The organism is Brevundimonas sp. (assembly GCF_016463295.1).
GTDB lineage: Bacteria > Pseudomonadota > Alphaproteobacteria > Caulobacterales > Caulobacteraceae > Brevundimonas.
This window is the reverse complement of sequence record NZ_JAEMRO010000004.1, coordinates 1-21,921: the sequence shown is the minus strand read 5'-3', so window position 1 is coordinate 21,921 and position 21,921 is coordinate 1. Positions and strand designations below refer to the sequence as shown.

The window sequence follows — 21,921 nt, the reverse complement described above, 5'->3', positions numbered from 1 at the left end:
CGCGTCAGGGTGACGCCATCCAGAGGAACCGCAAGTGCGGGCTGTTCGACAGCATGGACGGGCGCGACCGCCGGACGCGGCTGGGCGAATGTCGAGCGCCCGGCCACGCGGGCAAGCTCGGAGGAAAACCTCGATGATGCGTTCATTTGCCCTGGCCGTCGCCGCCACAGTCTCCATCCAGATGGTTGCACCCGATCTGGCTCATGCACAAGCGCCCCGTCCGGCGGCCTTGGCGCAGCCCGAGGTGTCCGACACGGTCCTGATCTATGTCGATTACGTCACCGGGCTGGACAATCTGATCACGACCATTCCGGGACCTCAGTTCCGCAACAACATCACCGCCTTCGCCAAGTTCAACACCCTGTTCCGTACGCCGACGATCGTGCTGGGCGAGGAGAACGACTATTACGGCACGTTCCTGCCGGAGATCACCGAGCATGTGACGCATGACGTGCATCGCTTCAATCGCACGCAGGTGTCGGGCTACACGCCGGAGGTGAAAGCCTGGCTGGCATCGACAGGGCGCAAGACCATCGTGATCGGTGGCATATCGATCGACAACTGCACCCTGCATACGACGCTGGACCTCCTGCGCGACGGCTACAAGGTCTATGTCATCAGCGACGTTTCGGGCTCTAACGCCAGCCTGGCTGAGCAGGACGCCCTGGCCAGAATGAGGGATGCCGGCGCGGTCACTGGCGGTTGGCTGACCATCCTGACCGACCTGGGACGCGACTTCGCCTCACCGCAATACGGCCAGGGCATGATGGGGATCATTCAGGCGCACTGGCCCGCCTCGACGACAGGTACTGTCAACGACACGACGCCCGATGGCCACGGGATGCAGCCGGTCCGGCGGTAGTCTCCGGTTCAGCCCGCCGCGAATTCGCTCAGCGCATCGATGACCGCCCGGTTCTGGTCCTCGGTGCCGATGGTGATGCGCAAGCAGTCGGGCAGGCCATATCCTCCGACGGCGCGGACGATGATGCCCTTGCTGTTCAGATAGTCGTTGGCCGCTGCGGCCTGGGCAGCATCCTTGAAGCGGACCAGAACGAAGTTGCCGGCGGAGGGGAAGACCTCGAAGCCGAAGCCCTTGATGGCCTGGGTCAGGCGGGGGCGCCAGGCCTCGACCAGATCGCGCGAGGCCTGCTGGTGCGCCTCGTCGCCGATGGCGGCGGTGGCGGCGTCCAGGCCGGGCACCGAAACGTTGAACGGCAGGCGGATGCGGTCGATCGCCTCGCAGATGGCCAGCGGCGCATAGCCGAAGCCGATGCGCAGGCCGCCCAGGCCGTGGATCTTGGAGAAGGTGCGGGTGACGACGATGTTGGCGGCGTCGCGGGCAAGGCCGAAGCTGGTTTCCCAGTCCGGCGCGGTCACGAACTCGGCATAGGCCTCGTCCACGACCAGGATCACGTCGGCGGGCAGACCTTCGTGCAGGCGGCGGATTTCCTCGGCGGTGTTGTAGCTGCCGGTCGGATTGGCCGGGCTGGAGACATAGACAATGCGGGTGCGGTCATCGACCTGGGCCAGCAGGGCCTCGGGCGTTGCCTTGAACTCGGGCTCGGGGGCCAGCTTGACCTCGGCCTGGTTGGCCAGGGCGCTGATCCGATAAGCCAGGAAGCCGTACTGGCCGCTGACGATATTGTCTCCAGCGGTCAGATAGGTCTGGTTCAGCAGGGCGAAGACCTCGTCCGAACCATTGCCGAAGATCAGACGCTCAGGCTCCAGACCATGATGCTCGGCGACCGCATCGCGCAGCTTTCCGGCGCGGCCATCGGGATATAGATGGATGTTCTTCAGCGCGGCCTCATAGGCGGCGCGGGCCTTCTCGCCGGCCCCCAGGGCGTTCTCGTTGGACGACAGCTTCATCGGCTCGGCGACGCCGGCGATGGCGGACTTGCCGCCGACATAGGGGGCGATGTCGAGGATGCCGGGCTTTGGAGCAGGGCTGTTTGTCATGCGATCCTCGAGAAATCAGAACAGGGGGGCGGCACCGATGATGCCGTTCAGCGTGCCCGGCGCATCAATCAACCGGACGTCTTCAGCCTGCACATAGCCCGCCAGGGTGAACAGCTTCAACCCGCCCGCCGCGATCAGCGGTGTCGCGGCAAGGCCCGAGGCCGACAGGGCCTCGACGATGCGGGTATCAGCAGCGGGGCTGTCGGTGACCCAGAAGGTGCGGTCGTCGCCGGTCGGGCCGGGCGGGGTCTGCTGAACCATCACGGCGCGGGGCATGCCGTTCCTGTCGTCCGGCAGGGCACCGACGATGCGCAGGGCCGGCTCAGCCAGAAGGCGCCCCCACCAGGCCTTGTCGGGGGTGAGGTCCAGCAGGGCGCGGGAGCCGGAACGGACGGCGGCCAGGGCCTGATCCGGCTCGGCGGCGACGCGGGCGCACAGGCCGAACCGGTCAGCGGCCAGAACCTGAGCCGAGGGGCCCCAGACGACCAGCGGCAGGCCCTGCGCGGCGTCGATGCGGCCCAGGATGGCACGGACGGTGGCGCTCTGGGCGGCCGTCAGACCGGCCAGTGTCTGGCGCAGAGTGATGGCCTGGGCGTCCGGATGGGCGTGTGCCGGAGCGGCCAGGCGATCGCGCACGGCCTCGGCCACCGCCTGGTCCAGTGCCAGAAGAGCGGCGTCGGTTTGCGGCTCCGTCAGCATTCGGGGCGCATCAAAACAGCTTGGGCGCGGGCGCAAGGGCGAACGGACCCAACCATGTGCGGCCATCGCGGAAGTCGATGGTCAGCTCGACTGGTTCCTCGCCTCGGGTTGCCTGCTCGGCTCCGGCAGCGACTGCGGCACCCGCTGCGGCGGGACGGTTGACGGTCCCGGTCCGGGAGCCTGCCAGACCGGCGATGGCCTGCATGGGCCGTTCGGCGACCACGGCCAGGGTGCCGGTCAGGCGGCCGTTGGCATCGGCGGACAGGGTCGCGCTGGACAGGCGGGCGCGGCTGTCACCGGCGCGGATCTCGCCCCGCACGGGCGCGAACCGGCCCCCGGCGTCAGTGAAGGCGGCGAACACGCCCCGGCCGTCGATGGCGCGCAGGTGGCTGGCCCCGACGATGGTGGTTTCCAGATCGAGGCTCAGCTCGCCCTGGCGCGTCGCGCCCTCGACCGGACCGCCGGGACGGCCCTTGGCCTCGACCAGACGGAACAGCACATCGACAGAATCGTCACCTGCCTTCGGGGCCTGGGCCGGACGGGTCTCCAGCTGGATGTGGCGGGCCGAGGCGATGGGGAAGGGTTCGGCACCGGGTTGGGCGGTGAAGGTCGGGCGGATCATCTCGACCCGCAGGTCAGGGAAGCGGGCGCGCAGGTCGCTGACGCTGAGCCGCAGGCCGTCGCCGTCGATTTTCACCCGACCCTTGGCCGCGCGGGTCAGGGTCAGGCCGTCGGGCGCGATCATGACCCAGTGGTCGGGGTTCCAGGCATTGGCCTCGGCCACCAGCTCCGGCGCGGCGATGCCGTGGCCGGACGGGGCCAGAATGTCGGCCTGGGGAAGGGCGACCCGAACGCGGAACGGATAGCCGCTGATGTCCGTGCCGTCATGCGTGATGACCCAGCCGTCGCTGCGCAGGGCCGCCTCCTGCGCCTCCAGCCGCGTCCGTACCTGATCCGACAGATACAGCCACCACCCGCTCCAGACCGCCAGAGCCAGCCCGACGATCAGGAAGGGGATGATCAGCCCCCGGCGGGAGTGGCGGACGACGCGGTCGGTCATGGAGAACGCAGGCCTACAGCAGCCGCTTGCGCATCGCCTGGGACAGCATGTCGATCAGGGTGACCGCCACGATGATGATGATGGCGATGGTCGAAACGGTCCGATATTCGAAGGCCTGAAGGTTCTCGAACAGAGCCTGGCCGATACCGCCTGCGCCGATCAGACCCAGGATGGTGGCGGCGCGGCTGTTCGATTCGAAACGATACAGAGCGAAACTGGTCCACAGCGGGGCCACCTGCGGGATGACGCCCCAGGTGATCTCATGCAGGCGACCGGCCCCCGTCGCCTTGACGCCGTCGATGGGGCCCTGATCGATGGACTCCACGGCTTCGGAGAACAGTTTGGCCAGGACGCCAGCGGTGTTCAGGGCAATGGCAAGAACCCCTGCAAGCGGGCCGAGGCCGACCGCCACGATGAAGAGTGTCGCGATGACCAGGTCAGGGATGGAGCGCATGATGTCCATGACCCGGCGCACCGGCCAGACCAGCCAGGCCGGTGACAGGTTGCGCGAGGCCATCAGGCTGAGCGGCACGGCCAGAAAGACGGCCAGGAACGTACCCCACAGAGCGATCTGGACCGTCAGCCACATCAGGCCGACCAGCTGACGCCACTCGCTGAAGTCCGGGTTCAGGAAGTCGCGGCCATAGGTCTGCATGCGCTCCGGATTGGAGAACAGGTTGCCGATATTGGGCAGGCCCACCGTTCCGAAGGCGGCGATCAGAATGATCGCGAACCCGCCCCATAGCAGGATGTCCAGCGACCAGGCGGCGGCGGATTTCTCGGGCGGAGACGGAATCTGACCTTCGGCCAAGGCGGCTGGAGCCTTCTTCCGGCGCAGGTTCATCACGATGGCAGCCAGCACCAGCAGGCCAATCAGAGCAAACGGACCGACCTGTTTGATCCTCTGCCAGGGGCTGACGACCGGAGGCGCGACGTCGGACGGACGGTTTTCACGTCGCGCCTGATCGGCCTTCATCACGCGGATGGGGTTCAGGTAGCTGTTGTCGGCGGCGCGGAACTGGGAATAGTTCAGCCGGTCCATGACCGCCTTCTGGCGGTCCGCGTCAGGGCCGAAGCCCTGGCCGTAGTTGACGAAGAACTCGCGGATGCGGGCCTTCAGTTCGGCGGGCAGGCTGCCACGCACCAGGATGCCGGACTCCGGAATGGGCGGCGATTCCCAGATGACTTCGATCTGACGGGCGACCTCGGGATTCTGGCGCGTCAGGAAAACGGTGTTGACCGAGTTGGACGTCGCGATGTCCACCTGTCCGTTGGCGACCGCGAAAGAGTTGCCCTGGTGGCTGGCCGATCGCACGGTCGAGAAACAGGTGGTCGGGTCGATGTTCCGTGGACTGAAGAAATACGTCAGCGGGGCCAGGGTGCCGGACGTCGACTGGGCGTCGCCGATGCCGAAGGTGTATTTCTTGCCGCACGCCGCCACGTCGTCGAGGGTGATGCCCGAGCCACGCTTCACGATCAGGGACGAGACGTAGGAATCCTTGCCCTCGACATCGACGGTGCGGGCCACGACCTCGGCCCCGGCACGGTCGATGGCCTGGACGGCCGGCAGGGCCGAGAACCAGCCGATCTGGGCCTGATCGGCGCGCATCGCCTCGACCAGGACGGAATAGTTGGAGCCGAACACCGGCTCGACTGGCACGCCGATGGCGCGCTCCAGATCGTCCAGCAGGGGTTGCCAGAGCGGGCCGGAATTGGCCTGACCCTCGGCCGACAGGATCGAGAAGACCAGCTTGTCGGGCTGACGCGACTGTTCGGTCTGGGCCGCGGCAGGCATCCCTCCCGACAGGATCAGGGCGGCACCGGCCAGGATGCCGGCGGCAAGGCGATGAAGTCGGCTCATGCCTTGGCCTCCCAGAACGCATCCTCGAACTCGGGACCGTAGATGTCGATAAGGGTCTTGGTGTCCAGGCCGCTGGATGGGCCGTCATAGACGATCGACCCGGCCTTCAGCGCCACGACGCGGTTGCAGTAGCGGATGGCGTAATCGACCTGGTGCAGGGTGACGATGACGCCCAGGCCGTCGCGCTGATTCAGCTCGACCAGCAGTTCCATGACCTTACGGGCCGAGACGGGATCGAGGGAGGCGACGGGCTCGTCGGCCAGGATCGCCTTGGCTCCCTGAACGATGGCGCGGGCGATGGCTCCACGCTGCTGCTGCCCCCCCGACAGGGTGTTGGCGCGCTGGGCGGCATAGTCGGCCACGCCGACGCGGTGCAGGGCCGCCATGGCCCGGGTCTTGTCCTCCGACGGCCAGGCCCCGGCCAGACCGCGCCAGCCGGGCACGCGTCCCAGGGCCCCCAGCATGACGTTGGAAAACAGCGACAGCCGCCCGACCAGATTGAACTGCTGGAAGATCATGCCCAGCTTTTGACGCGCGGCGCGGACGGCACCGGTGGTGGAGCCGTTCTTTTGCACCACGGTGCCGAAGACCTCGATTACGCCCGGTCCATTGTCGATCGACTGCAGCCCCGTGATGGAGCGCAGCAGGGTCGATTTGCCCGAGCCGGACGGCCCGATCAGGGCCACCATCTCGCCGGCGGCGACCTCGACGGACACGCCGTTGAGGGCCTTGCGGGCACCGAATGTCTTGGACACATCCCTGACGGATGCGACGGCGGTGGATGCGGTCATGGATCTCGCTGGAGGCCATTGAACAGGGCGCGCCGCATCGCCCGAAAACCGGGTGCGAGGCAAGTCTTAATGGCATGTCCGGAGCGAAGGCGTCCAGCGGAACGGTCCCTGCGGCACCTCTGCAACGGCATGGCGCAGCCAGATCCCTGCCGCGAGCAGGCCCTGCCTTCAAAAAACCGCTTTACATGACGGCGACTTATCCCCATATCGCCTGCTCCGGCGGACCCCGTAGGTCCTGTCTGCGCCGCTAACGCCGGTCTGGGTTTAACAATTAGCAGGGGGTTACGTGAATTGCGCACGTACCAATTTCCCCTGGACCTGGTCCGTGAGCGGTCCCCTGAACGTCCCGTCGCCCTCGTGCGGCCGCGTTCGGTTTCCGTAGCGGCGCGCTGGTTCCAGGATAATCTAAAGGCCGACGTCTTCTACGCTGTGAAGGCCAACCCCTCGCGCTGGGTCGTCGAGACCCTGGTCGAGTCCGGCGTCACAGCCTTCGACGTCGCCTCCATTGCCGAGATCGAGCTGGTCCGTTCGGTCAGCGCCGACGCTCGCCTGGCCTTCATGCATCCGGTCAAGAGCCGCGGCGCGATCACCAAGGCCTATTTCGAATATGGCGTCCGCACCTTCTCGCTGGACAGCCATGACGAGCTGGCCAAGATCATCGATGCGACGGGCGGGGCGACCGACCTGAACCTGCTGGTCCGTATGGCGGTCTCGGCGGACGGCGCGGCCTATTCGCTGTCGGGCAAATTCGGCATCTCGCCGGATCAGGCACCCTCGCTGCTGCTGGCCACGCGCCAGGCGGTGACGGATGGCCTGATGGGTGTCTGCTTCCACGTCGGTTCGCAGTGCATGCGTCCGTCCGCCTATGAGGCCGCCATGGCCCAGGTCGGCCGTGCCATCACCCGCGCCGGTGTGTTCGTGGACATCGTCGATGTCGGCGGCGGCTTCCCCTCCGTCTATCCGGGCATGGTCCCGCCGGACATGCAGGAATATGCCGACGCCATCCATCGCGGCTTCAACGAGATGCCGGTGTCGGAAACGACCGAGTTGTGGTGCGAGCCCGGCCGGGCGCTGGTCGCCGAGTCCTCCTCGGTCCTGTGCCGGGTCGACCTGCGCAAGGGCGACGCCCTGTATCTGAACGACGGCTCCTACGGCTCGCTGTTCGACGCGACCCATTCGCGCTGGCCCTTCCCGACCAAGCTGGTCCGGGACGGTGACAGTGCCAACGAGCTGAAGCCCTTCCGCTTCTACGGCCCGACCTGCGACAGCATCGATCACATGCCGGGCCCGTTCTGGCTACCGGCCGACGTGCAGGAAGGCGACTTCATCGAGATCGGCATGCTGGGCGCCTATGGCGTGGCCATGTCGACGGGCTTCAACGGCTATGGCGAGCACGACATCGCCGCCGTCGAGGACGCCCCGATGGCGTCGCTCTACGGCCTGGCGCCCCGCTCCATCCCGACCGTGCGCACCACGGCGGAAGAGCAGGCCCGCAAGGTCGTTCGCCTGAGCCGTCCCAAGGGCAAGGCCGGTCAACGCAAGAAGGCGCGGCGTTAGCACTATGTCGAGGCAGGGACGGGCGATCAGTCCGGTCCCTGCGTTCGCTTTTCAAGCCTGACGTCAGTCGCGCGCCACGCACATGGCCACGCCCATGCCGCCGCCGATGCACAGGGTAGCCAGGCCCTTCCTGGCCCCCGACCGCTTCATCTCGTGCAGCAGGGTGGTCAGGATGCGCGCACCGGAGGCACCGATGGGGTGGCCGATGGCGATGGCTCCGCCGTTCACGTTTACCCTGGCCGGGTCGAGCCCCAGTTCCTTGACGACGCACAGGCTCTGGGCGGCGAAGGCTTCGTTGGATTCGATCAGATCCAGATCGGCGACTGTCCAGCCTGCCTTCTCCAACGCCTTCTTCGACGCCGGGATGGGTCCGGTGCCCATGATCGAGGGATCGACCCCGGCGGTAGCGTGGCTGACGATGCGGGCCAGCGGCTCCAGCCCGCGCGCCTTGGCCTCATCGGCGCTCATCAGCACCAGGGCCGCCGCGCCGTCGTTCAGGCCGGAGGCGTTGGCGGCGGTGACGCTGCCCTCCTTGGTGAAGGCGGGCTTCAACTTCTGCATGGCGTCGATGGTCGCGCCGTGGCGGATGTACTCGTCCTTGTCGACGGTGACGTCACCCTTGCGGCCGGGGATGACGACCGGCACGATCTCGGCATCGAACTTGCCTGCGGTCTGGGCCGCCTCGGCCTTGTGCTGGCTGGCCAGGGCGAAATCGTCCTGGGCCTCTCGGCTGATCGACCATGTGTCGGCGATGTTCTCGGCCGTCTGGCCCATGTGATAGCCGTTGAAGGCATCCCACAGCCCGTCGCTGATCATGGTGTCGATCAGGCTGACGTCGCCCATCTTGTGCCCGGTCCGCAGCGCCTGGGCATGCGGGGCCTGGCTCATGCTTTCCTGACCCCCGGCGACCACGATCTTCGCATCGCCAAGCGCTATCTGCTGGGCCGCGATGGCAACGGCGCGCAGCCCCGAGCCGCAGATCTGGTTCAGGCTCCAGGCCGCGGCTTCCTTGCGCACGCCCGCGCCGACGGCGGCCTGACGCGCGGGGCCCTGACCGGCGGCGGCCTGGAGCACATGGCCAAGGATCACTTCGTCGACCTCATCGCCCGATACCCCGGCGCGATCCAGCGCGGCCTTGATGGCGATCTCGCCCAGTTTGGAGGCCGGCAGGCTGGACAGCCCGCCCAGGAAGGATCCCACGGGCGTGCGGGCGGCGGAGACGATGACGACGTCGGTCATGAGTTTTCCTTTCGGGGAGAAAAGACGTGTGGCGCTTGTGCCGCATCGCAGCGCCTTCGTCACCTGCGACCCCGCCTGTTCAGCGTGCAGTCACCATGTCGTGACAGTGTCAGGGAACGAACCTGTCACCCCGTGGCTTGAAGGAGCCATGCTGATGAGACTGAAACGACTGTTCACCCGGGTGTGCACACCCGACGAACTCGACATGATCGAGCATTACAGGACGCCTGGCGAAAAGTCGGCGGACCTCTGGGTGCATGTGGTGGGTCTGGTCCTGGCCGGTATCGGAGGCATCGTGCTGGCGGTGCTGGCGGCGGTCTATTCCGGCATCGGAGCCACGGTGGCGACGGCGATCTATGCGCTTTGCCTGATTGCCATGCTGTCGATCTCCACCGTCTACAACCAGATCCGGCCCTGCGCAGCGCGGCCGATCCTGCGCAGGCTGGACGAGGCGGCGATCTTTCTGATGATCGCGGGCAGCTATACCCCCTTCACGACGCAGAGGTTCGAGGGGGCCTGGTCGATCGGATTTTCGATTCTGGTCTGGGCCATCGCTTTCGGGGGCGTGTTCGCGAAACTGGCCCTGCCGCGGCTGTCGGATGCGGTGTGGAGCGCGGTTTACGTGGGTTTCGGCTGGGTCGCGGTTCTGGCGCTGAAACCCATGATGGAGACGGTCCATCCCATCGCCCTGGGCCTGCTGGTTGCCGGTGGTCTGATCTACACGGCGGGCGTCTTCGTCTTCATCAGTCCCAAGGTGAAGTTCCGTCGGGCGATCTGGCACGGCTTCGTCGTCACGGGTGCGATGACACACTGGGCGGCGGTTCTGGTGGGTGTCGTCCTGGCCCCCGCCGCCTTGGGCACCTGATCGCACCTGCACACGATTTGGTCAGGTGATTTGCGCTGGCCTTCGCGCTGCGGGATAGTGCGCGCCAGAACAATAAAATGTCAGGGAACGCAGCGTGGCCGACAAGAAATCCGGGACCGACAAGAACGGCACCGTCATCATCAAGAAGTACGCCAACCGTCGGCTCTATAACACCGCGACCTCGGCCTATGTGACGCTGGAAGATCTGGCGAAAATGGTCCGCGACGGCGTCGAGTTCGTGGTCTATGACGCCAAGACCGAGGACGACCTGACCCGTCAAATCCTGACCCAGATCATTTTCGAGGAGGAAAGCCGGGGCGAGGCCCTGCTGCCCGTCCAGTTCCTGCGCCAGCTGATCGGTTTCTACGGCGGCCAGATGCAGGGCGTGCTGCCCAGCTATCTGGAGATGTCGCTGGACAGCTTCACCCGCCAGCAGGAGCAGATCCGGGGCCAGTTCTCCAAGGCCTTCGGGGCGACGCCGGGCGCAGGCCTGATGGATGAGGCGGTCAAGCGCAACATGGCCATGTTCAGCGAGGCCATGAAGATGTGGCCCGGTTTCGGTGCGGTCATGCCCAAGGCCCCGGCCACATCCGAAACTCCGCCGCCTGTCACCGATCCCCTGGCCATGATGCAGCGCCAGATGGAGGAGATGCGCGATCAGCTGGATCGTCTGGCCAAGGCGGGGTCGGGCACCCCGTCAAACAAGGACAGCTGAGGCATGAGTGACGACGTTCGCCCCATCTCTGCGGTTCAGCCGCGCGAACGTCGCTCTACTCAGCGTCGGGGTGATGAACGCCGGGCCGAAGCCCTTCAGGCGCGACGCGAGACCGTGCCGGTCGAACCCGTCACGGATCACGAGATCAGCCCGGCAAGACCTGCCCCGACACCGCCCATCGATGCCTCGCCGGCCGCCTTTGCCGCCCAATTGCTGGGTCAGTCGGGTCAGAAGCGTGGGCTGAAGGGTGGCCCGCCTGTGCTGGGCGCGGCACGCAATACCTATCTGGGCGCGGAATATTCGGGACCGGCAGAGCGACGGCCCCAGCCGGGCAAGGCGACAGACACCGACATCTGATCGCGGCACGGTCCTTGCTGGTGAAGGGGCTGATCGCCCATCTGCCGGACACTCGCCATGCTCACCTTCCTCGCCCGCGCCTTCGACGTGACCGTGGTCGCCGTGCTGTTCGTCGGGTTTTCCTGACCTTGCCCTGTCGCCGCTCGGCTGCTTGAGGGCGACCGATCGAAACTAGCGTCCCGCGCCGAAGTCCAGGTCCTTGCGTGACGAGATGATGGTCACGATGAAGCCGGCCAGCACGTCCAGCAGCACCATCGTTCCGATCAGGAAGAAGGTCGAGGTTGCGAACCCGCGCAGCAGCAGGAACTCGACCAGGCAGACGACCAGCAGGATCATCGACAGGGCGTGATTGACGATGGCAATCCGCTGGCTGGACGTGGACTTCAACAGCTCGAAGAACAGCAGCACCAGCGACAGCAGCAGGATCAGGTCGCCTGCCCCCACGCTCCAGTCCGCGCCAGACGCCATGGGGATGGAGAAGATCGGATCGCGCAGGATGGCGTCGGCGCCGACGCCCGCGCCGTCATCGCCCACAAGTCCGCTCAGGACCACGATGTTGTAGAGCACCACCGGAATGACCAGCAGCGGCAGGGCGATCAGCATGACAGGCTCCCCGAGCATGGACGCGAGCACCGCATCCAGAGGTCCTGCTTAACGCAAGGCGACGCCCTTCACCATCGGCCTCAAAACTCCGAGATCGATCCCGGTTGGCGCGAACGCGACTTCAGCCAGACGACACCCATCAGGTCCGAGACCGAAGCCATCAACCGTCCCCAGTTGGTGTATTTCGACTGCCCGACCTCACGGTGACGGTGGTCCACGTCCAGATACAGGTTCTGATAACCCTCGCGGATCATCAGGGCCGGCAGATAGCGGTGGATGTGATCGAAATAGGGAAGCCGCAGAAAGACGTCGCGGCGAAAGGCCTTCAGCCCGCAGCCGGTATCGTCGGCATCATCGGCCAGCAGCTTCTTGCGGATGCGGTTGGCCCAGCGCGAGGCCCAGCGCTTGGCTTCGGTATCCTGGCGCTTGGACCGCACGCCGCCGACGAGCCCCACCGTCGCGGGCGATGACGCCAGCAGATCGGCCAGCCGTGGCGCATCGGCCGGCGGGTTCTGGCCGTCGCCGTCCAGGGTGACCACGATGGGCGCGCGGGCGGCCAGGACGCCGGTGCGGACCGCCCGGCTCTGGCCCGCATTGGTCGCGTGGCTGAGCACCCGCAAGGTCGGCAAATCGGCCATCAGGCTGCGCAGTTCGGCCAGGGTCTCGTCACGCGAGGCATCATCGACGAAGACCATCTCGTAAGAGCGACCCTGAAAGGCGGCGGCAATCTCGCGCGCCAGCGGCGCGGCCGCGCCCTGCTCGTTATGCACGGGGACGACGACGGAAATGTCGGGCAGGGCTTCGCTCATGGAACCGTCTCTAGCCGACTTCGGTCGCAGGGGGGAGGGCCGAACATAGGCTCAAGCTGGTCGTGAAGCCGGACGCATGACGAAGGCTCAATGCCCGTGTAAGGACGTTCATCATGACGCGTCCCGATCTCGATCGCTACATCGCCGGCTGGCGCGGACCGCTGCTTGCGGCCGTGGTGGCCCTGTTCGCCGGCCTGCCCGTGATGATGCTGCTGCCGCCGCTGGATCGTGACGAAAGCCGCTATGCCCAGGCCACGTCGCAGATGCTGCAGAGCGGCGATTATGTCGACATCCGCTTCCAGGACGAGCCGCGCTGGAAGAAGCCGGTCGGCATCTACTGGATGCAGGCGGTCGCGGTGGCGGCGACCTCGGGCATCGAGGCGCGCGATATCTCGTCCTATCGCATCCCCTCCCTGCTGGCGGCCATGCTGGCCGCGGCGGCCTGTGCCTGGGCGGGAGCGGCGATGTTCGGTCAGCGCGCGGGCTTCCTCGCCGGGGCCATGCTGGGGGCCAGTTTCCTGCTGTCGACCGAGGCGGGGATCGCCAAGACCGATGCCATGCTGTGCGCCGCCGTAACCCTGTCGATGGCGGGTCTGGCACGGGTCTATCTGGCAAGGCGGGCGGGCGAGACGCCGCTCAGACCGCACAAGCTGATGTTCTGGTTCGGGCTGGGCCTTTCCATTCTGGTCAAGGGGCCGGTCGGGCTGATCGTGATCGCGCCCGCCATGCTGACCCTGTCGATCTGGGATCGCGATTTCAGATGGCTGCGCAGTCTGGGATGGGGCTGGGGCCTGCCCCTGGTCGCGTTGCTGGTCGGGCCGTGGGCCATCGCCATCACCATCGCCACCGACGGCGGCTTCTGGCGCGAGGCCATCATGGGCGACCTGGCCCCCAAGATCGCGGGCGGGCACGAAAGCCACGGGGCCTGGCCGGGCTACTTCCTGCTGCTGGCCCCGGTGCTGCTGTTCCCGGCGACACTGGTTCTACCTGCCGCGATCTCGACCGGCTGGCATCGACGGGCCGAGCCTGCGGTGCGGTTTCTGGTCTGCTGGCTGGTTCCGGCCTGGCTGATCTTCGAGCTGACGCCGACCAAGCTGGCGCACTACACACTGCCGACCTTCGGCGCGATCGCCCTGCTGGCCGCCGCGGCCCTGACCCAGCCGATCGGCAAGGTCTCGCGCCTCGTCGGGGCGGGTCTGGCATTGTTCGCCGGCCTGATCGTCGTCCTGATCACCGTCTATGGCCTGACCGAGTTCGGGCGGTCGACGGCCCAGACCTGGGCGACCCTGACCATTGTCTTCGCGGCACTGGCGGCCCTTATCGGGGCCTTCCTGCTGATGCACCGTGCGGCAGTGACGGCGGTGCTGATCTCGATCACCCTAGGCCTGGTGGCCCATGCAGGGCTGGCTGGGACCATCCGCCAGCTCAAGCCGCTGGCCATCGCGCCGCAACTGGTCGAGGTTCTGGCCAAGGCCGAACTGCTGCCCAGTCAGGGACGCAACGGGCCGGTGGCCATCACGGGCTTTCATGAGCCCAGCTTCGTCTTTCTGACGGGCAAGGATACGGAACTGACCGATGCCGCCGGGGCCGCGAAGGCCCTCGCCGAAGGGCGGCCCGTCATCGTCGAGGCGGCCGACGCCGATGCCTTCCGCGTCGCCAGCGCCGCCCTGGGCGTGACCGGGCGCGAGGTCGGCGTGGTGCGGGGCCACAACTATTCGCAGGGCGACGACGTGACCCTGACCGTCTATGCGCCGCCGGAACTGGCGCGCCCAACGCTGCGGCGATCCCGCCCCACGCCGCTGGAGGTTGAAACGACCACCGAGGACGGGGTCGATCCCGCCCTGATCACCGAGGATCCGCCCGGGACGGCCCTGACGCCCGCGCCCGGCCCGGATGAGCCGCCCGTGGTCATCGTGCCCGCGCCGGGACAGGCCCCCGCGTCCGCTCCGACGCCTGTCCCGGCCCCCGTACCCGCAACGCCCACCCCGACGCCCGAGCCTGCCCGGTGAGCCGCCCCATCACCATCGTCGAGGTCGGCCCCCGCGACGGACTGCAGAACGAAAGAGCCGTGTTGGAGCCCGCCGTCCGTGCCGATCTGGTGCGCCGACTGGAGGCCGCAGGGGCGCGGCGCATCGAGGCCGTCAGCTTCGTCCATCCGAAGTATGTGCCCCAGATGGCCGGGGCCGAGGAAGTCATGGCTGCCCTGCCTCACGAGGCCGGACGCAGCCGCATAGGCCTGGGGCTGAACGCCAAGGGCTATGACCGCGCCCTTGGTACGGCGGTGGACGAAGTGAACGTGGCCATGAGCGCCACCGACGGCTTTGGCCTGAAAAACCAGGGGCTGTCAGTCGATCAGCAGGTGCAGATGCTGGCTGATATCGTGGCTGGCCGGGCCAATGCCGACGGCGCAGCAGGTGAAACGCCGTCCCTGTCGGCGACCCTGTCCTGCGTCTGGGGCTGCCCCTTCGACGGCGAGGTTTCGGTGGGTCAGGTGGCCGATCTTGTGGGTCGGATCGCGGAATTGGGCGTCGCCGAAATCGCCCTGGCCGACACCATCGGCGTGGGCAATCCCTGGGCCGTGACCCGCATGGTCGAGGCCGTCCGCAAGTCCGCCCTCGACGCGACCCTGCGCCTGCATTTCCACGACACCCGCAACACCGGCCTGGCCAATGCCTATGCGGGTGTCGAAGCGGGTATCGATGTTCTGGATGCGTCGGTCGGCGGCATCGGCGGCTGCCCCTTCGCGCCGGGGGCCACCGGCAACATCGCCACCGAGGACCTTGTTTACATGCTGGAGCGGGCTGGCTTCTCCACCGGCTACGACCTCGACGCTCTCATCGCCACCGCCCGCTGGATCGGCGACAAGATCGGCCGGCCGGCTCCCAGCGCACTGAGCCGAGCGGGAGGCTGGCCGAGCTAGAGTCGAACCGGAGGTGCCGGGACACAGTCTGGCCAAGGTTGCGGGATGATCTTTGTCGACACGGGGATCACACATGCTGACACGACGCGGATTTGGGCTGACGACGGCCGCAGCAGGGCTGGCGAGCACTGTCCCCGCATGGGCTCAAATACCTCTTACCTCAGAACAGCGACTCCATTTGGAGGGGCGGTACCTTCCCTACTATCTCGAGCTCAAGTCCAAGGTTGAGGCCGGTGATGCCGATGCTCGGGGGGCGCTGAGCCAGTACGCCGCTTTCCTGGGTGACGAGCGAACTGCAGTGGGGCTGTACGAACGCTCTCCGCGCGCAGGCGATGAACGCCCGACTCTCGAAGGTGCCGAAAGCCGAGATGCAATCGAAGCTGTCGTCGAAGCAGCGCGAGGAACACAGGTCGTCATTCTGAATGAAGCACACAATGTCTCGGCCCATCGCGCCTTCGCTGCACGCGTTGTCCGGGCTCTCCGACCTCTAGGCTTTGACTGGTTCGCAGCCGAGGCATTTACGCCGCCTCAGGATGGGCCAGCCCCGTCTGTCAGCCTGTATCGCGACGGTATGGCCTTCACGCGCGACTTCGGCTGGTACACGCAGGACCCGGTCTTTGCCGAAACCATTCGAGAGGCGGCGCGGTTGGGCTACCGCTTCAGGGATTACGAGTTCAACTGGATGCAGCGGGCACCCGATGACGCCGGTGCCGAAGCCCGGATCGCGATGCGCGAACAGGCGCAAGCAGACAATCTGATAGCCAATGTCCTGGCCCCAAATCCGGACGCCAAGGTGCTGGTTTACGTCGGCTATGATCATGCGATGGAGAAGCCCAATCGCTTCGGAACCTGGTTTGCGGCGCGGCTGAAGGCGGCCTCGGGGATAGACCCATTGACCATCGAACAAGCCTACAACTGGCTGGCGCTGGACCCGGCAAACGACGCGCCACACGTGGCGGCCGTACTGGACCGGTTCGAGCCAGAAGACTCGATAGTGGTCTCAAAGGATGGTGTCGCGTTTGCCAGTCGGCATTTCACCGGACAGAGCGATCTGTCGGTGTTCCACCCTCGTCGGCCGGAGGTCGCTGGACGTCCGGGTTGGTTGGCGGCCGATCCACTTCGTCGGGCTGTAGAGGTTGCCGTTCCCCGCTTCGACGGATTGGCCTTGCTTCAAGCCTTGCGGGTCAGCGAAGGCCCCGCGGGCGTTCCGGCGGACCAATTTCTGCTGAAGCCCGGTCAGTCAACCGCGAGCCTCATGCTGCACCCTGGCTCCTATTTTCTGAGGTTGGAGCATCGCGACGGGATTGATCCAGCCTATGGCACCGTGGACGTGGAGGCCTGAGGCTGCGCGTTAGCCCGGAATGCTACCGATCGGCCAGGTGCCCAGTCCGGCGAGGTCTTCGGCGTCGCTGGGGCACATGTCGTAGAGGGTGAAGGCCTTTTCGCCGTCGATGAACCAGTCCGCACCGCGGGTGTATTTCTCGACGCCGGTCGAATAGCAGACGGCACCGCGCTGGCCGTCCAGAGAGATCAGGACGCCCCAGTTGACGTCCCCGCCGCTGGCGGCCTCGAAGCCGCGCGACATCAGGCGTCCATCCACCTCAATGATCGGGACCACGACCGTATTGTCGTTGCGAATGTAGTCCAGCGCCTCCTGAGGAGCACCCGATCGCTCGATGGCCGCGCGGACCAGGGAGTGATCGACGAAGCGCACGCCGTCGACAGCGTCGAACGGATATTTGTCGACATAGGCCGACAGGGGCGGCGCGGCCTGGCCGGGGGATGGCGCGGGTGTGGCGGCCTCGGCACTGCCATAGGCCGCTTCGCTGGCCGAGGCCGCGCCTTGCGGAGCCTCGCTCTCGGCGGCGGTGCAGGCGGTGGCGACGACCGCCAGGACGGCGACGAGCAACAGATGACGCATGGCGAACTCCCTCGGAAAGCCAACCATTCTTAGCCCCAGGCCCAATAAGCGTGAAGTCTGTGGTGGATGTCGAAACCTGACGTCCCGCTTTCGGGTCGCTAAAGATTCAACAGTGCCGGATCACCGCCCTGGGCGGAAATGTTGTTCGAGATCGCTTTCTCCGCCGCATAGCGGATCAGGCTGTTGGGGCCGCCGGCCTTGGGGCCTGTGCCGGACAGGCCTTCACCGCCGAACGGCTGAACGCCGACGACGGCACCCGTCACGCCGCGGTTGATATAGACATTACCGGCCGGGACCAAGCGGATGACCTCCTCGGCAAAGGCCTCGATCCGGCTGTGCACGCCCAACGTCAGGCCATAGCCGCGCGCGGCCAGCTTGCCCGCGACGGCCTTCAGGTCCTTGGGCTCATAGCGATAGATGTGCAGGACGGGGCCGAAGACCTCGCGCTCCAGAAAGTCGGGGGTGGGGATTTCGGCGATGGTGGGCGCGAACAGGTCACCCTTGTCGGCACCGGCGGGCAGGGTGGCACGGGCGATGATCTTCGCCTCCTTGCCCAGACGGCCGATGTGGGCTTCCAGCGCGGCGCGGCTTTCGGAGTCGATGACCGGGCCGATGTCGGTGGCCGGGTCGGTCGGGTCGCCGACGACCTGGGCAGCCAAGGCCCCCTTCAGACCCTCGATCAGGCTGTCGGCCGAATCCTTCGGCGCATAGAGGATGCGCAGGGCCGAGCAGCGCTGGCCCGCCGAGCCGAAGGCGGAGTTGATGACGTCGTCGATCACCTGTTCGCGCAGCGCCGTGGTGTCCACGAACATGCCGTTCAGACCGCCGGTCTCGGCAATGAAGGGAATGATCGCGCCGGGCCGGGCCGCGATCGACCGGTTGATGGCATAGGCGGTGTCGGTGCCCCCGGTGAAGGCCACTCCATCGACCAGCGGGTGCGAAACCAAGGTTGCGCCCACCGTCTCGCCGCGCCCGGGCACCAGGGCCAGCAGATCGGGGTTCAGGCCCGCCTTCTGGAACAGGCGCACGGCTTCGGCGGCGATCAGCGGCGTCTGTTCGGCGGGCTTGGCCAGGACGGCATTGCCGGCGGCCAAGGCGGCGGCGATCTGGCCGGTGAAGATGGCGAGCGGGAAGTTCCAGGGGCTGATGCAGGCGAAGACGCCACGTCCGTGCAGGACCAGCTGGTTGATCTCGCCGACGGGTCCCTTCAGTTCGGCGCGCCCGCCGAAGTCGCGCTCGGCCAGCATGGCGTAGTAGCGGCAGAAGTCGGCGGCCTCGCGCACCTCGGCGACGCCGTCGGTCAGGGTCTTGCCCGCCTCGCGCGACAGAAGCGCGACCAGACGGTCCATATCGGCCTCCAGCGCATCGGCCATGGCGCGCAGGACGGGCGCGCGGCCCGCACCGCCCAGACGGTCCCAGGCCACTTGCGCCTCGGCGGCGGCCTGGGCGGCGGCGTCGATATCGGCGGCGGTCGCCTCCGACACATGGCCCAGCACCTGGCTGCGGTCAAACGGGTTGGTCACGTCCTGCGCATCCGTGCCTGCCAGCAGTTTGCCGCCGATGATCGGGCCGGAGGTGAAGCGCTCGCGGTCGACCTTCTCCAGCGCAGCGGCGTGGCGGTCGCGGTCGGCGGCCTGGCTGTAATCGCGGCCCAGCGAGTTCTGGCGGTCCATGTACATGTCCTTGGGGGTCGGAATCTTGGCGTGGCGGTCGGGGTGGGCCTCGACGGCGTCGATGGGGTCGGCGGCGACGGCACCGGCGGGCACCCGCTCGTCCAGCAGGGCGTGCACGAAGCTGGAGTTGGCTCCATTCTCCAGCAGACGACGGACCAGATAGGGCAGCAGGTCCTCATGGCCGCCAACAGGCGCATAGGCCCGCACCGTGACGGCTCCGAAGGTGGCGATGGCGGCGTCGTACAGGGCCTCGCCCATGCCATGCAGGCGCTGGAACTCGATCTTGACGCCCCGGTCGGCCGCCATCTTGTGCACGGCGGCCAGCGAATGGGCGTTGTGGGTGGCGAACTGGCTGTAGATGTGCGGCGAGGCCTCGATCATCATCCGGGCACAGACCAGATAGTTCAGATCGGTCGCCGCCTTGGTCGTGAAGACCGGATAGTCGGTGCGACCCGCGACCTGGGCACGCTTGATCTCGGTGTCCCAATAGGCGCCCTTGACCAGACGCACCATCAGGCGACGGCCGGAGGTGCGCGCCAGCTCGGCCACGCGGGCGATGACTTCGGGGCAGCGCTTCTGATAGGCCTGAACGGCCAGGCCCAGCCCGGTCCACGCCCCCAGTTCCGGCTCTCGCGCCAGCCGGTCGAGCAGCTTCAACGACAAGGCCAGGCGATCGGCCTCTTCCGCATCCATGGTGAAGTTGATGTCGGCGGCGGCGGCGATCTTCGCCAGCCGGAGGACGCGTGGATAGAGCTCTTCCCAGACGCGCGCCTCATGCGTCGCTTCATAGCGCGGCGACAGGGCCGACAGCTTGACCGAGACGCCGTGGCCGACCTCCGGCCCCTGGCCCTTTGCGGTCTTGCCGACGGCGGTGATGGCATCCGCATAGATGCGCTCATAGCGTTCGGCGTCGGCAGCTGTCCGCGCCCCTTCGCCCAGCATGTCGAAAGAGCACAGCCAGCCCTCGCGGTTCGACCGCTTCAGGGCCGCCTCGATAGTGCGGCCGACCACAAACTGTTCGCCCATGATGCGGACGGCGGCGGCCACGGCCTGACGGATCACCGGTTCACCCAGGCGACCGGCGACACGCTTGAGGAAACCCGGCAGGTCGGTCTTGGCCTGATCGTCGGCATCCACCAGCTTGCCCGTCAGCATCAGGCCCCAGGTCGAGGCGTTGACGAACAGGCTGTCGGACTGCCCCAGATGACTGGCCCAGTCGGCTGAGCCGATCTTCTCGGCGATCAGGCGGTCGCGGGTGTCTTCGTCCGGCGTGCGCAGCAGGGCCTCGGCCAGGCACATCAGGGCCAGACCCTCTCGGGTGCCCAGCGAAAACTCCTGCAGGAAGCTCTCGACCACGCCCTGTTTCTTGACGCTGGCGCGGGCCTGTTCGACTAGGCCCGTGGCGCTGGCCAGGACGGCGGCACGCTCAGCGGCGTCCAGCGGCAAACGGGCCAGATTGTCGGCCACGGCCCGGCGCTCGTCGGCGAACTTGCCGTGGTCCAGACTATCCCAGTCCTGCGACAGCGCGGCGGGCGGAATGACGTGTGCGTGCATGGCTGCGCACATATCCCTTCCCCTCACGCGGGGGAAGGTGGCGCGTCATTGACGCTGCGAGGCGTGGCTTTAGCGCCCTCTCAGGCGAAGTCTCGCCAAAGGCTCAATCAGGCGCTAGAGGTGGCGACCGATCAACGGCGGAGCCAACCGGCCCACATGCGCATCGTTCTGGCCACCGACGCCTGGGAGCCCCAGGTCAACGGCGTCGTCCGTACCCTGACCCGGACCATCGCGGAGTGCCGCGCCATGGGCCATGAGGTCGAGGTCATCGAACCCAGCCAGTTCAAGACCATTCCCTGCCCGACTTACCCGGAAATACGCCTGGCTCTGGGTGCTGAAGAAGAGATCCGCGAACGCCTGCGCGCCTTCGAGCCCGAGGCCGTGCATATCGCCACCGAGGGTCCCATCGGCATCGCCACGCGCCGCATCTGCGTGGAATGGAAGCTGCCGTTCACGACCAGCTATCACACCAAGTTCCCCGAATATGTCTCTGCCCGGTTCCCGATTCCGGTCCAGGTCGGCTATGCCTACATGAAGTGGTTCCACAAGCCGTCGGGACGGCTGATGGTGGCGACGCCGACGCTGCGTGACGAACTGGTTTCGCACGGGTTCCGCAACGTCTCGCCCTGGACGCGGGGCGTGGATACCGAACAGTTCAATCCCGATCTTGAGCCCATCTATGCCGAGTTGGGTGGCAAGGACTGGCCGCGGCCCTTCTGGCTCAACGTCGGGCGCGTGGCCGTCGAGAAGAATATCGAGGCGTTTCTGTCCACCGACCTGCCGGGGACCAAGATCATCGTCGGCGACGGGCCCGCTCGGGCCGAGCTGCAGGAAAAGTACCCGCAGGCCAAGTTTCTGGGGGCCAAGTTTGGGGAGGATCTGGCGCGGTGCTTCCGCGACGCGGACGTCTTCGTCTTCCCCAGTTGGACCGACACTTTCGGCCTGGTGATCCTGGAGGCCATGGGGACCGGCACGCCGGTCGCGGCCTATCCGGCGCATGGGCCGATCGACATCATTCCGGGCTCCAACGCCGGGGTCATCGACGACGATCTGCGGACCGCCTGCCTCGAAGCCCTGAAATGCGACCGCAAGGCCGTGCGCGCCTATGCCGAGAAGTTCAGCTGGCGCGCCTCGGCCGAACAGTTCGTCGAGAATCTGCAGCCGTACCCCGAGCCGGATCGCGGCCGGTTCTGGCGCCGCCTGCGCCGCATCGCTCGGATCCGGCGCAAGGTCGCCGCCTGACGGGAACCGTCACCCTGTCATCGCGCTTTGTCGGAGATACTAAGGAGCGCGCGTGATGAGCGATCAAGAGCCCGACCCCAAGACCCAGACCCACGA

The 21,921-nt window shown here is 66.9% G+C and carries 19 protein-coding genes; 9 read left to right on the top strand and 10 right to left on the bottom strand.

What is annotated here, in order from left to right:
- Positions 1-133 precede the first annotated feature (133 nt).
- Positions 134-862, top strand: a complete 729-nt coding sequence (locus JHC81_RS02575; RefSeq protein ID WP_292170260.1) for an isochorismatase family protein — start codon at positions 134-136, stop codon at positions 860-862.
- An 8-nt stretch (positions 863-870) separates the two neighbouring features.
- Here the strand turns inward: JHC81_RS02575 and hisC are convergent, their stop codons facing one another.
- The 5 genes from hisC to phnC are packed head-to-tail and all read right to left on the bottom strand — an operon-like array spanning position 871 to position 6,370.
- Complete coding sequence (gene hisC / locus JHC81_RS02570; protein ID WP_292170258.1) at positions 871-1,959, bottom strand: histidinol-phosphate transaminase; 1,089 nt, start codon at positions 1,957-1,959, stop codon at positions 871-873.
- Between the two features lie 15 nt (positions 1,960-1,974).
- A complete protein-coding gene (locus JHC81_RS02565; protein WP_292170256.1) occupies positions 1,975-2,658 on the bottom strand; it encodes a hypothetical protein in 684 nt (227 codons plus the stop codon).
- 10 nt (positions 2,659-2,668) lie between these two features.
- Positions 2,669-3,718 (bottom strand): DUF2125 domain-containing protein, encoded by a 1,050-nt coding sequence (locus JHC81_RS02560; RefSeq protein ID WP_292170255.1) that lies wholly within the window; start codon positions 3,716-3,718, stop codon positions 2,669-2,671.
- A 13-nt stretch (positions 3,719-3,731) separates the two neighbouring features.
- The gene (gene phnE / locus JHC81_RS14410) at positions 3,732-5,579 is read right to left on the bottom strand and encodes a phosphonate ABC transporter, permease protein PhnE (protein ID WP_366465464.1); all 1,848 of its coding nucleotides are present in this window, start codon (positions 5,577-5,579) and stop codon (positions 3,732-3,734) included.
- Positions 5,576-6,370 (bottom strand): phosphonate ABC transporter ATP-binding protein, encoded by a 795-nt coding sequence (gene phnC / locus JHC81_RS02545; protein ID WP_292170252.1) that lies wholly within the window; start codon positions 6,368-6,370, stop codon positions 5,576-5,578. Before phnC ends, phnE begins: the two co-directional genes overlap by 4 nt.
- A gap of 291 nt (positions 6,371-6,661) precedes the next feature.
- Between phnC and JHC81_RS02540 the strand changes: the two genes are divergently transcribed.
- A complete protein-coding gene (locus JHC81_RS02540; RefSeq protein ID WP_292170249.1) occupies positions 6,662-7,927 on the top strand; it encodes a type III PLP-dependent enzyme in 1,266 nt (421 codons plus the stop codon).
- Between the two features lie 63 nt (positions 7,928-7,990).
- Here the strand turns inward: JHC81_RS02540 and JHC81_RS02535 are convergent, their stop codons facing one another.
- Positions 7,991-9,166 (bottom strand): acetyl-CoA C-acetyltransferase, encoded by a 1,176-nt coding sequence (locus tag JHC81_RS02535; protein WP_292170246.1) that lies wholly within the window; start codon positions 9,164-9,166, stop codon positions 7,991-7,993.
- Positions 9,167-9,314: 148 nt separating this feature from the next.
- On the opposite strand from JHC81_RS02535, the gene JHC81_RS02530 reads away from it, so the two are divergent.
- The 3 genes from JHC81_RS02530 (at position 9,315) to JHC81_RS14405 (ending at position 11,103) form a co-directional block, all read left to right on the top strand.
- Positions 9,315-10,031, top strand: a complete 717-nt coding sequence (locus JHC81_RS02530; RefSeq protein ID WP_292170242.1) for a hemolysin III family protein — start codon at positions 9,315-9,317, stop codon at positions 10,029-10,031.
- Between the two features lie 94 nt (positions 10,032-10,125).
- Positions 10,126-10,746, top strand: coding sequence for a polyhydroxyalkanoate synthesis repressor PhaR (gene phaR, locus JHC81_RS02525; RefSeq protein ID WP_292170240.1), 621 nt, complete (start codon positions 10,126-10,128; stop codon positions 10,744-10,746).
- 3 nt (positions 10,747-10,749) lie between these two features.
- On the top strand, positions 10,750-11,103 hold the full coding sequence (locus tag JHC81_RS14405) for a hypothetical protein (RefSeq protein ID WP_366465461.1): 354 nt from the start codon (positions 10,750-10,752) through the stop codon (positions 11,101-11,103).
- Positions 11,104-11,274: 171 nt separating this feature from the next.
- On the opposite strand, the gene JHC81_RS02515 is transcribed toward JHC81_RS14405, so the two are convergent.
- Together JHC81_RS02515 and JHC81_RS02510 are read right to left on the bottom strand one after the other, a co-directional pair.
- A complete protein-coding gene (locus tag JHC81_RS02515) occupies positions 11,275-11,706 on the bottom strand; it encodes a hypothetical protein (protein ID WP_292170239.1) in 432 nt (143 codons plus the stop codon).
- Between the two features lie 80 nt (positions 11,707-11,786).
- Entirely contained in the window at positions 11,787-12,515 is a 729-nt protein-coding gene (locus tag JHC81_RS02510) for a glycosyltransferase family 2 protein (RefSeq protein ID WP_292170237.1), read from the bottom strand.
- A 113-nt stretch (positions 12,516-12,628) separates the two neighbouring features.
- Between JHC81_RS02510 and JHC81_RS02505 the strand changes: the two genes are divergently transcribed.
- The 3 genes from JHC81_RS02505 to JHC81_RS02495 all read left to right on the top strand — a co-directional run bounded on the left by JHC81_RS02505 (position 12,629) and on the right by JHC81_RS02495 (position 16,777).
- On the top strand, positions 12,629-14,524 hold the full coding sequence (locus JHC81_RS02505) for a glycosyltransferase family 39 protein (RefSeq protein ID WP_292170234.1): 1,896 nt from the start codon (positions 12,629-12,631) through the stop codon (positions 14,522-14,524).
- The gene (locus JHC81_RS02500) at positions 14,521-15,435 is read left to right on the top strand and encodes a hydroxymethylglutaryl-CoA lyase (RefSeq protein ID WP_292170232.1); all 915 of its coding nucleotides are present in this window, start codon (positions 14,521-14,523) and stop codon (positions 15,433-15,435) included. Before JHC81_RS02505 ends, JHC81_RS02500 begins: the two co-directional genes overlap by 4 nt.
- Before the next feature lie 73 nt (positions 15,436-15,508).
- Complete coding sequence (locus JHC81_RS02495; RefSeq protein ID WP_292170231.1) at positions 15,509-16,777, top strand: hypothetical protein; 1,269 nt, start codon at positions 15,509-15,511, stop codon at positions 16,775-16,777.
- A 9-nt stretch (positions 16,778-16,786) separates the two neighbouring features.
- Here JHC81_RS02495 and JHC81_RS02490 read toward each other — a convergent pair whose 3' ends face one another.
- Both JHC81_RS02490 and putA read right to left on the bottom strand, forming a co-directional pair.
- Complete coding sequence (locus JHC81_RS02490; protein ID WP_292170229.1) at positions 16,787-17,356, bottom strand: hypothetical protein; 570 nt, start codon at positions 17,354-17,356, stop codon at positions 16,787-16,789.
- A 98-nt stretch (positions 17,357-17,454) separates the two neighbouring features.
- Positions 17,455-20,583, bottom strand: coding sequence for a bifunctional proline dehydrogenase/L-glutamate gamma-semialdehyde dehydrogenase PutA (putA, locus tag JHC81_RS02485; RefSeq protein ID WP_292170226.1), 3,129 nt, complete (start codon positions 20,581-20,583; stop codon positions 17,455-17,457).
- Positions 20,584-20,739: 156 nt separating this feature from the next.
- On the opposite strand from putA, the gene JHC81_RS02480 reads away from it, so the two are divergent.
- The gene (locus tag JHC81_RS02480; RefSeq protein ID WP_292170224.1) at positions 20,740-21,825 is read left to right on the top strand and encodes a glycosyltransferase family 1 protein; all 1,086 of its coding nucleotides are present in this window, start codon (positions 20,740-20,742) and stop codon (positions 21,823-21,825) included.
- The last annotated feature ends 96 nt before the right edge of the window (positions 21,826-21,921 follow it).

Excerpts from the sequence above, each read along its gene's own strand:
- JHC81_RS02515 (WP_292170239.1), bottom strand. The coding sequence starts at position 11,706 with ATGCTGATCGCCCTGCCGCTGCTGGTCATTCCGGTGGTGCTCTACAAC.
- JHC81_RS02510 (WP_292170237.1), bottom strand. The coding sequence starts at position 12,515 with ATGAGCGAAGCCCTGCCCGACATTTCCGTCGTCGTCCCCGTGCATAAC.
- phnE (WP_366465464.1), bottom strand. The coding sequence starts at position 5,579 with ATGAGCCGACTTCATCGCCTTGCCGCCGGCATCCTGGCCGGTGCCGCC.
- JHC81_RS02560 (WP_292170255.1), bottom strand. The coding sequence starts at position 3,718 with ATGACCGACCGCGTCGTCCGCCACTCCCGCCGGGGGCTGATCATCCCC.
- JHC81_RS02505 (WP_292170234.1), top strand. The coding sequence starts at position 12,629 with ATGACGCGTCCCGATCTCGATCGCTACATCGCCGGCTGGCGCGGACCG.
- JHC81_RS14405 (WP_366465461.1), top strand. The coding sequence starts at position 10,750 with ATGAGTGACGACGTTCGCCCCATCTCTGCGGTTCAGCCGCGCGAACGT.
- hisC (WP_292170258.1), bottom strand. The coding sequence starts at position 1,959 with ATGACAAACAGCCCTGCTCCAAAGCCCGGCATCCTCGACATCGCCCCC.
- JHC81_RS02575 (WP_292170260.1), top strand. The coding sequence starts at position 134 with ATGATGCGTTCATTTGCCCTGGCCGTCGCCGCCACAGTCTCCATCCAG.
- JHC81_RS02530 (WP_292170242.1), top strand. The coding sequence starts at position 9,315 with ATGCTGATGAGACTGAAACGACTGTTCACCCGGGTGTGCACACCCGAC.
- phnC (WP_292170252.1), bottom strand. The coding sequence starts at position 6,370 with ATGACCGCATCCACCGCCGTCGCATCCGTCAGGGATGTGTCCAAGACA.
- JHC81_RS02490 (WP_292170229.1), bottom strand. The coding sequence starts at position 17,356 with ATGCGTCATCTGTTGCTCGTCGCCGTCCTGGCGGTCGTCGCCACCGCC.
- putA (WP_292170226.1), bottom strand. The coding sequence starts at position 20,583 with ATGCACGCACACGTCATTCCGCCCGCCGCGCTGTCGCAGGACTGGGAT.
- JHC81_RS02495 (WP_292170231.1), top strand. The coding sequence starts at position 15,509 with ATGCTGACACGACGCGGATTTGGGCTGACGACGGCCGCAGCAGGGCTG.
- JHC81_RS02565 (WP_292170256.1), bottom strand. The coding sequence starts at position 2,658 with ATGCTGACGGAGCCGCAAACCGACGCCGCTCTTCTGGCACTGGACCAG.
- JHC81_RS02535 (WP_292170246.1), bottom strand. The coding sequence starts at position 9,166 with ATGACCGACGTCGTCATCGTCTCCGCCGCCCGCACGCCCGTGGGATCC.
- JHC81_RS02480 (WP_292170224.1), top strand. The coding sequence starts at position 20,740 with ATGCGCATCGTTCTGGCCACCGACGCCTGGGAGCCCCAGGTCAACGGC.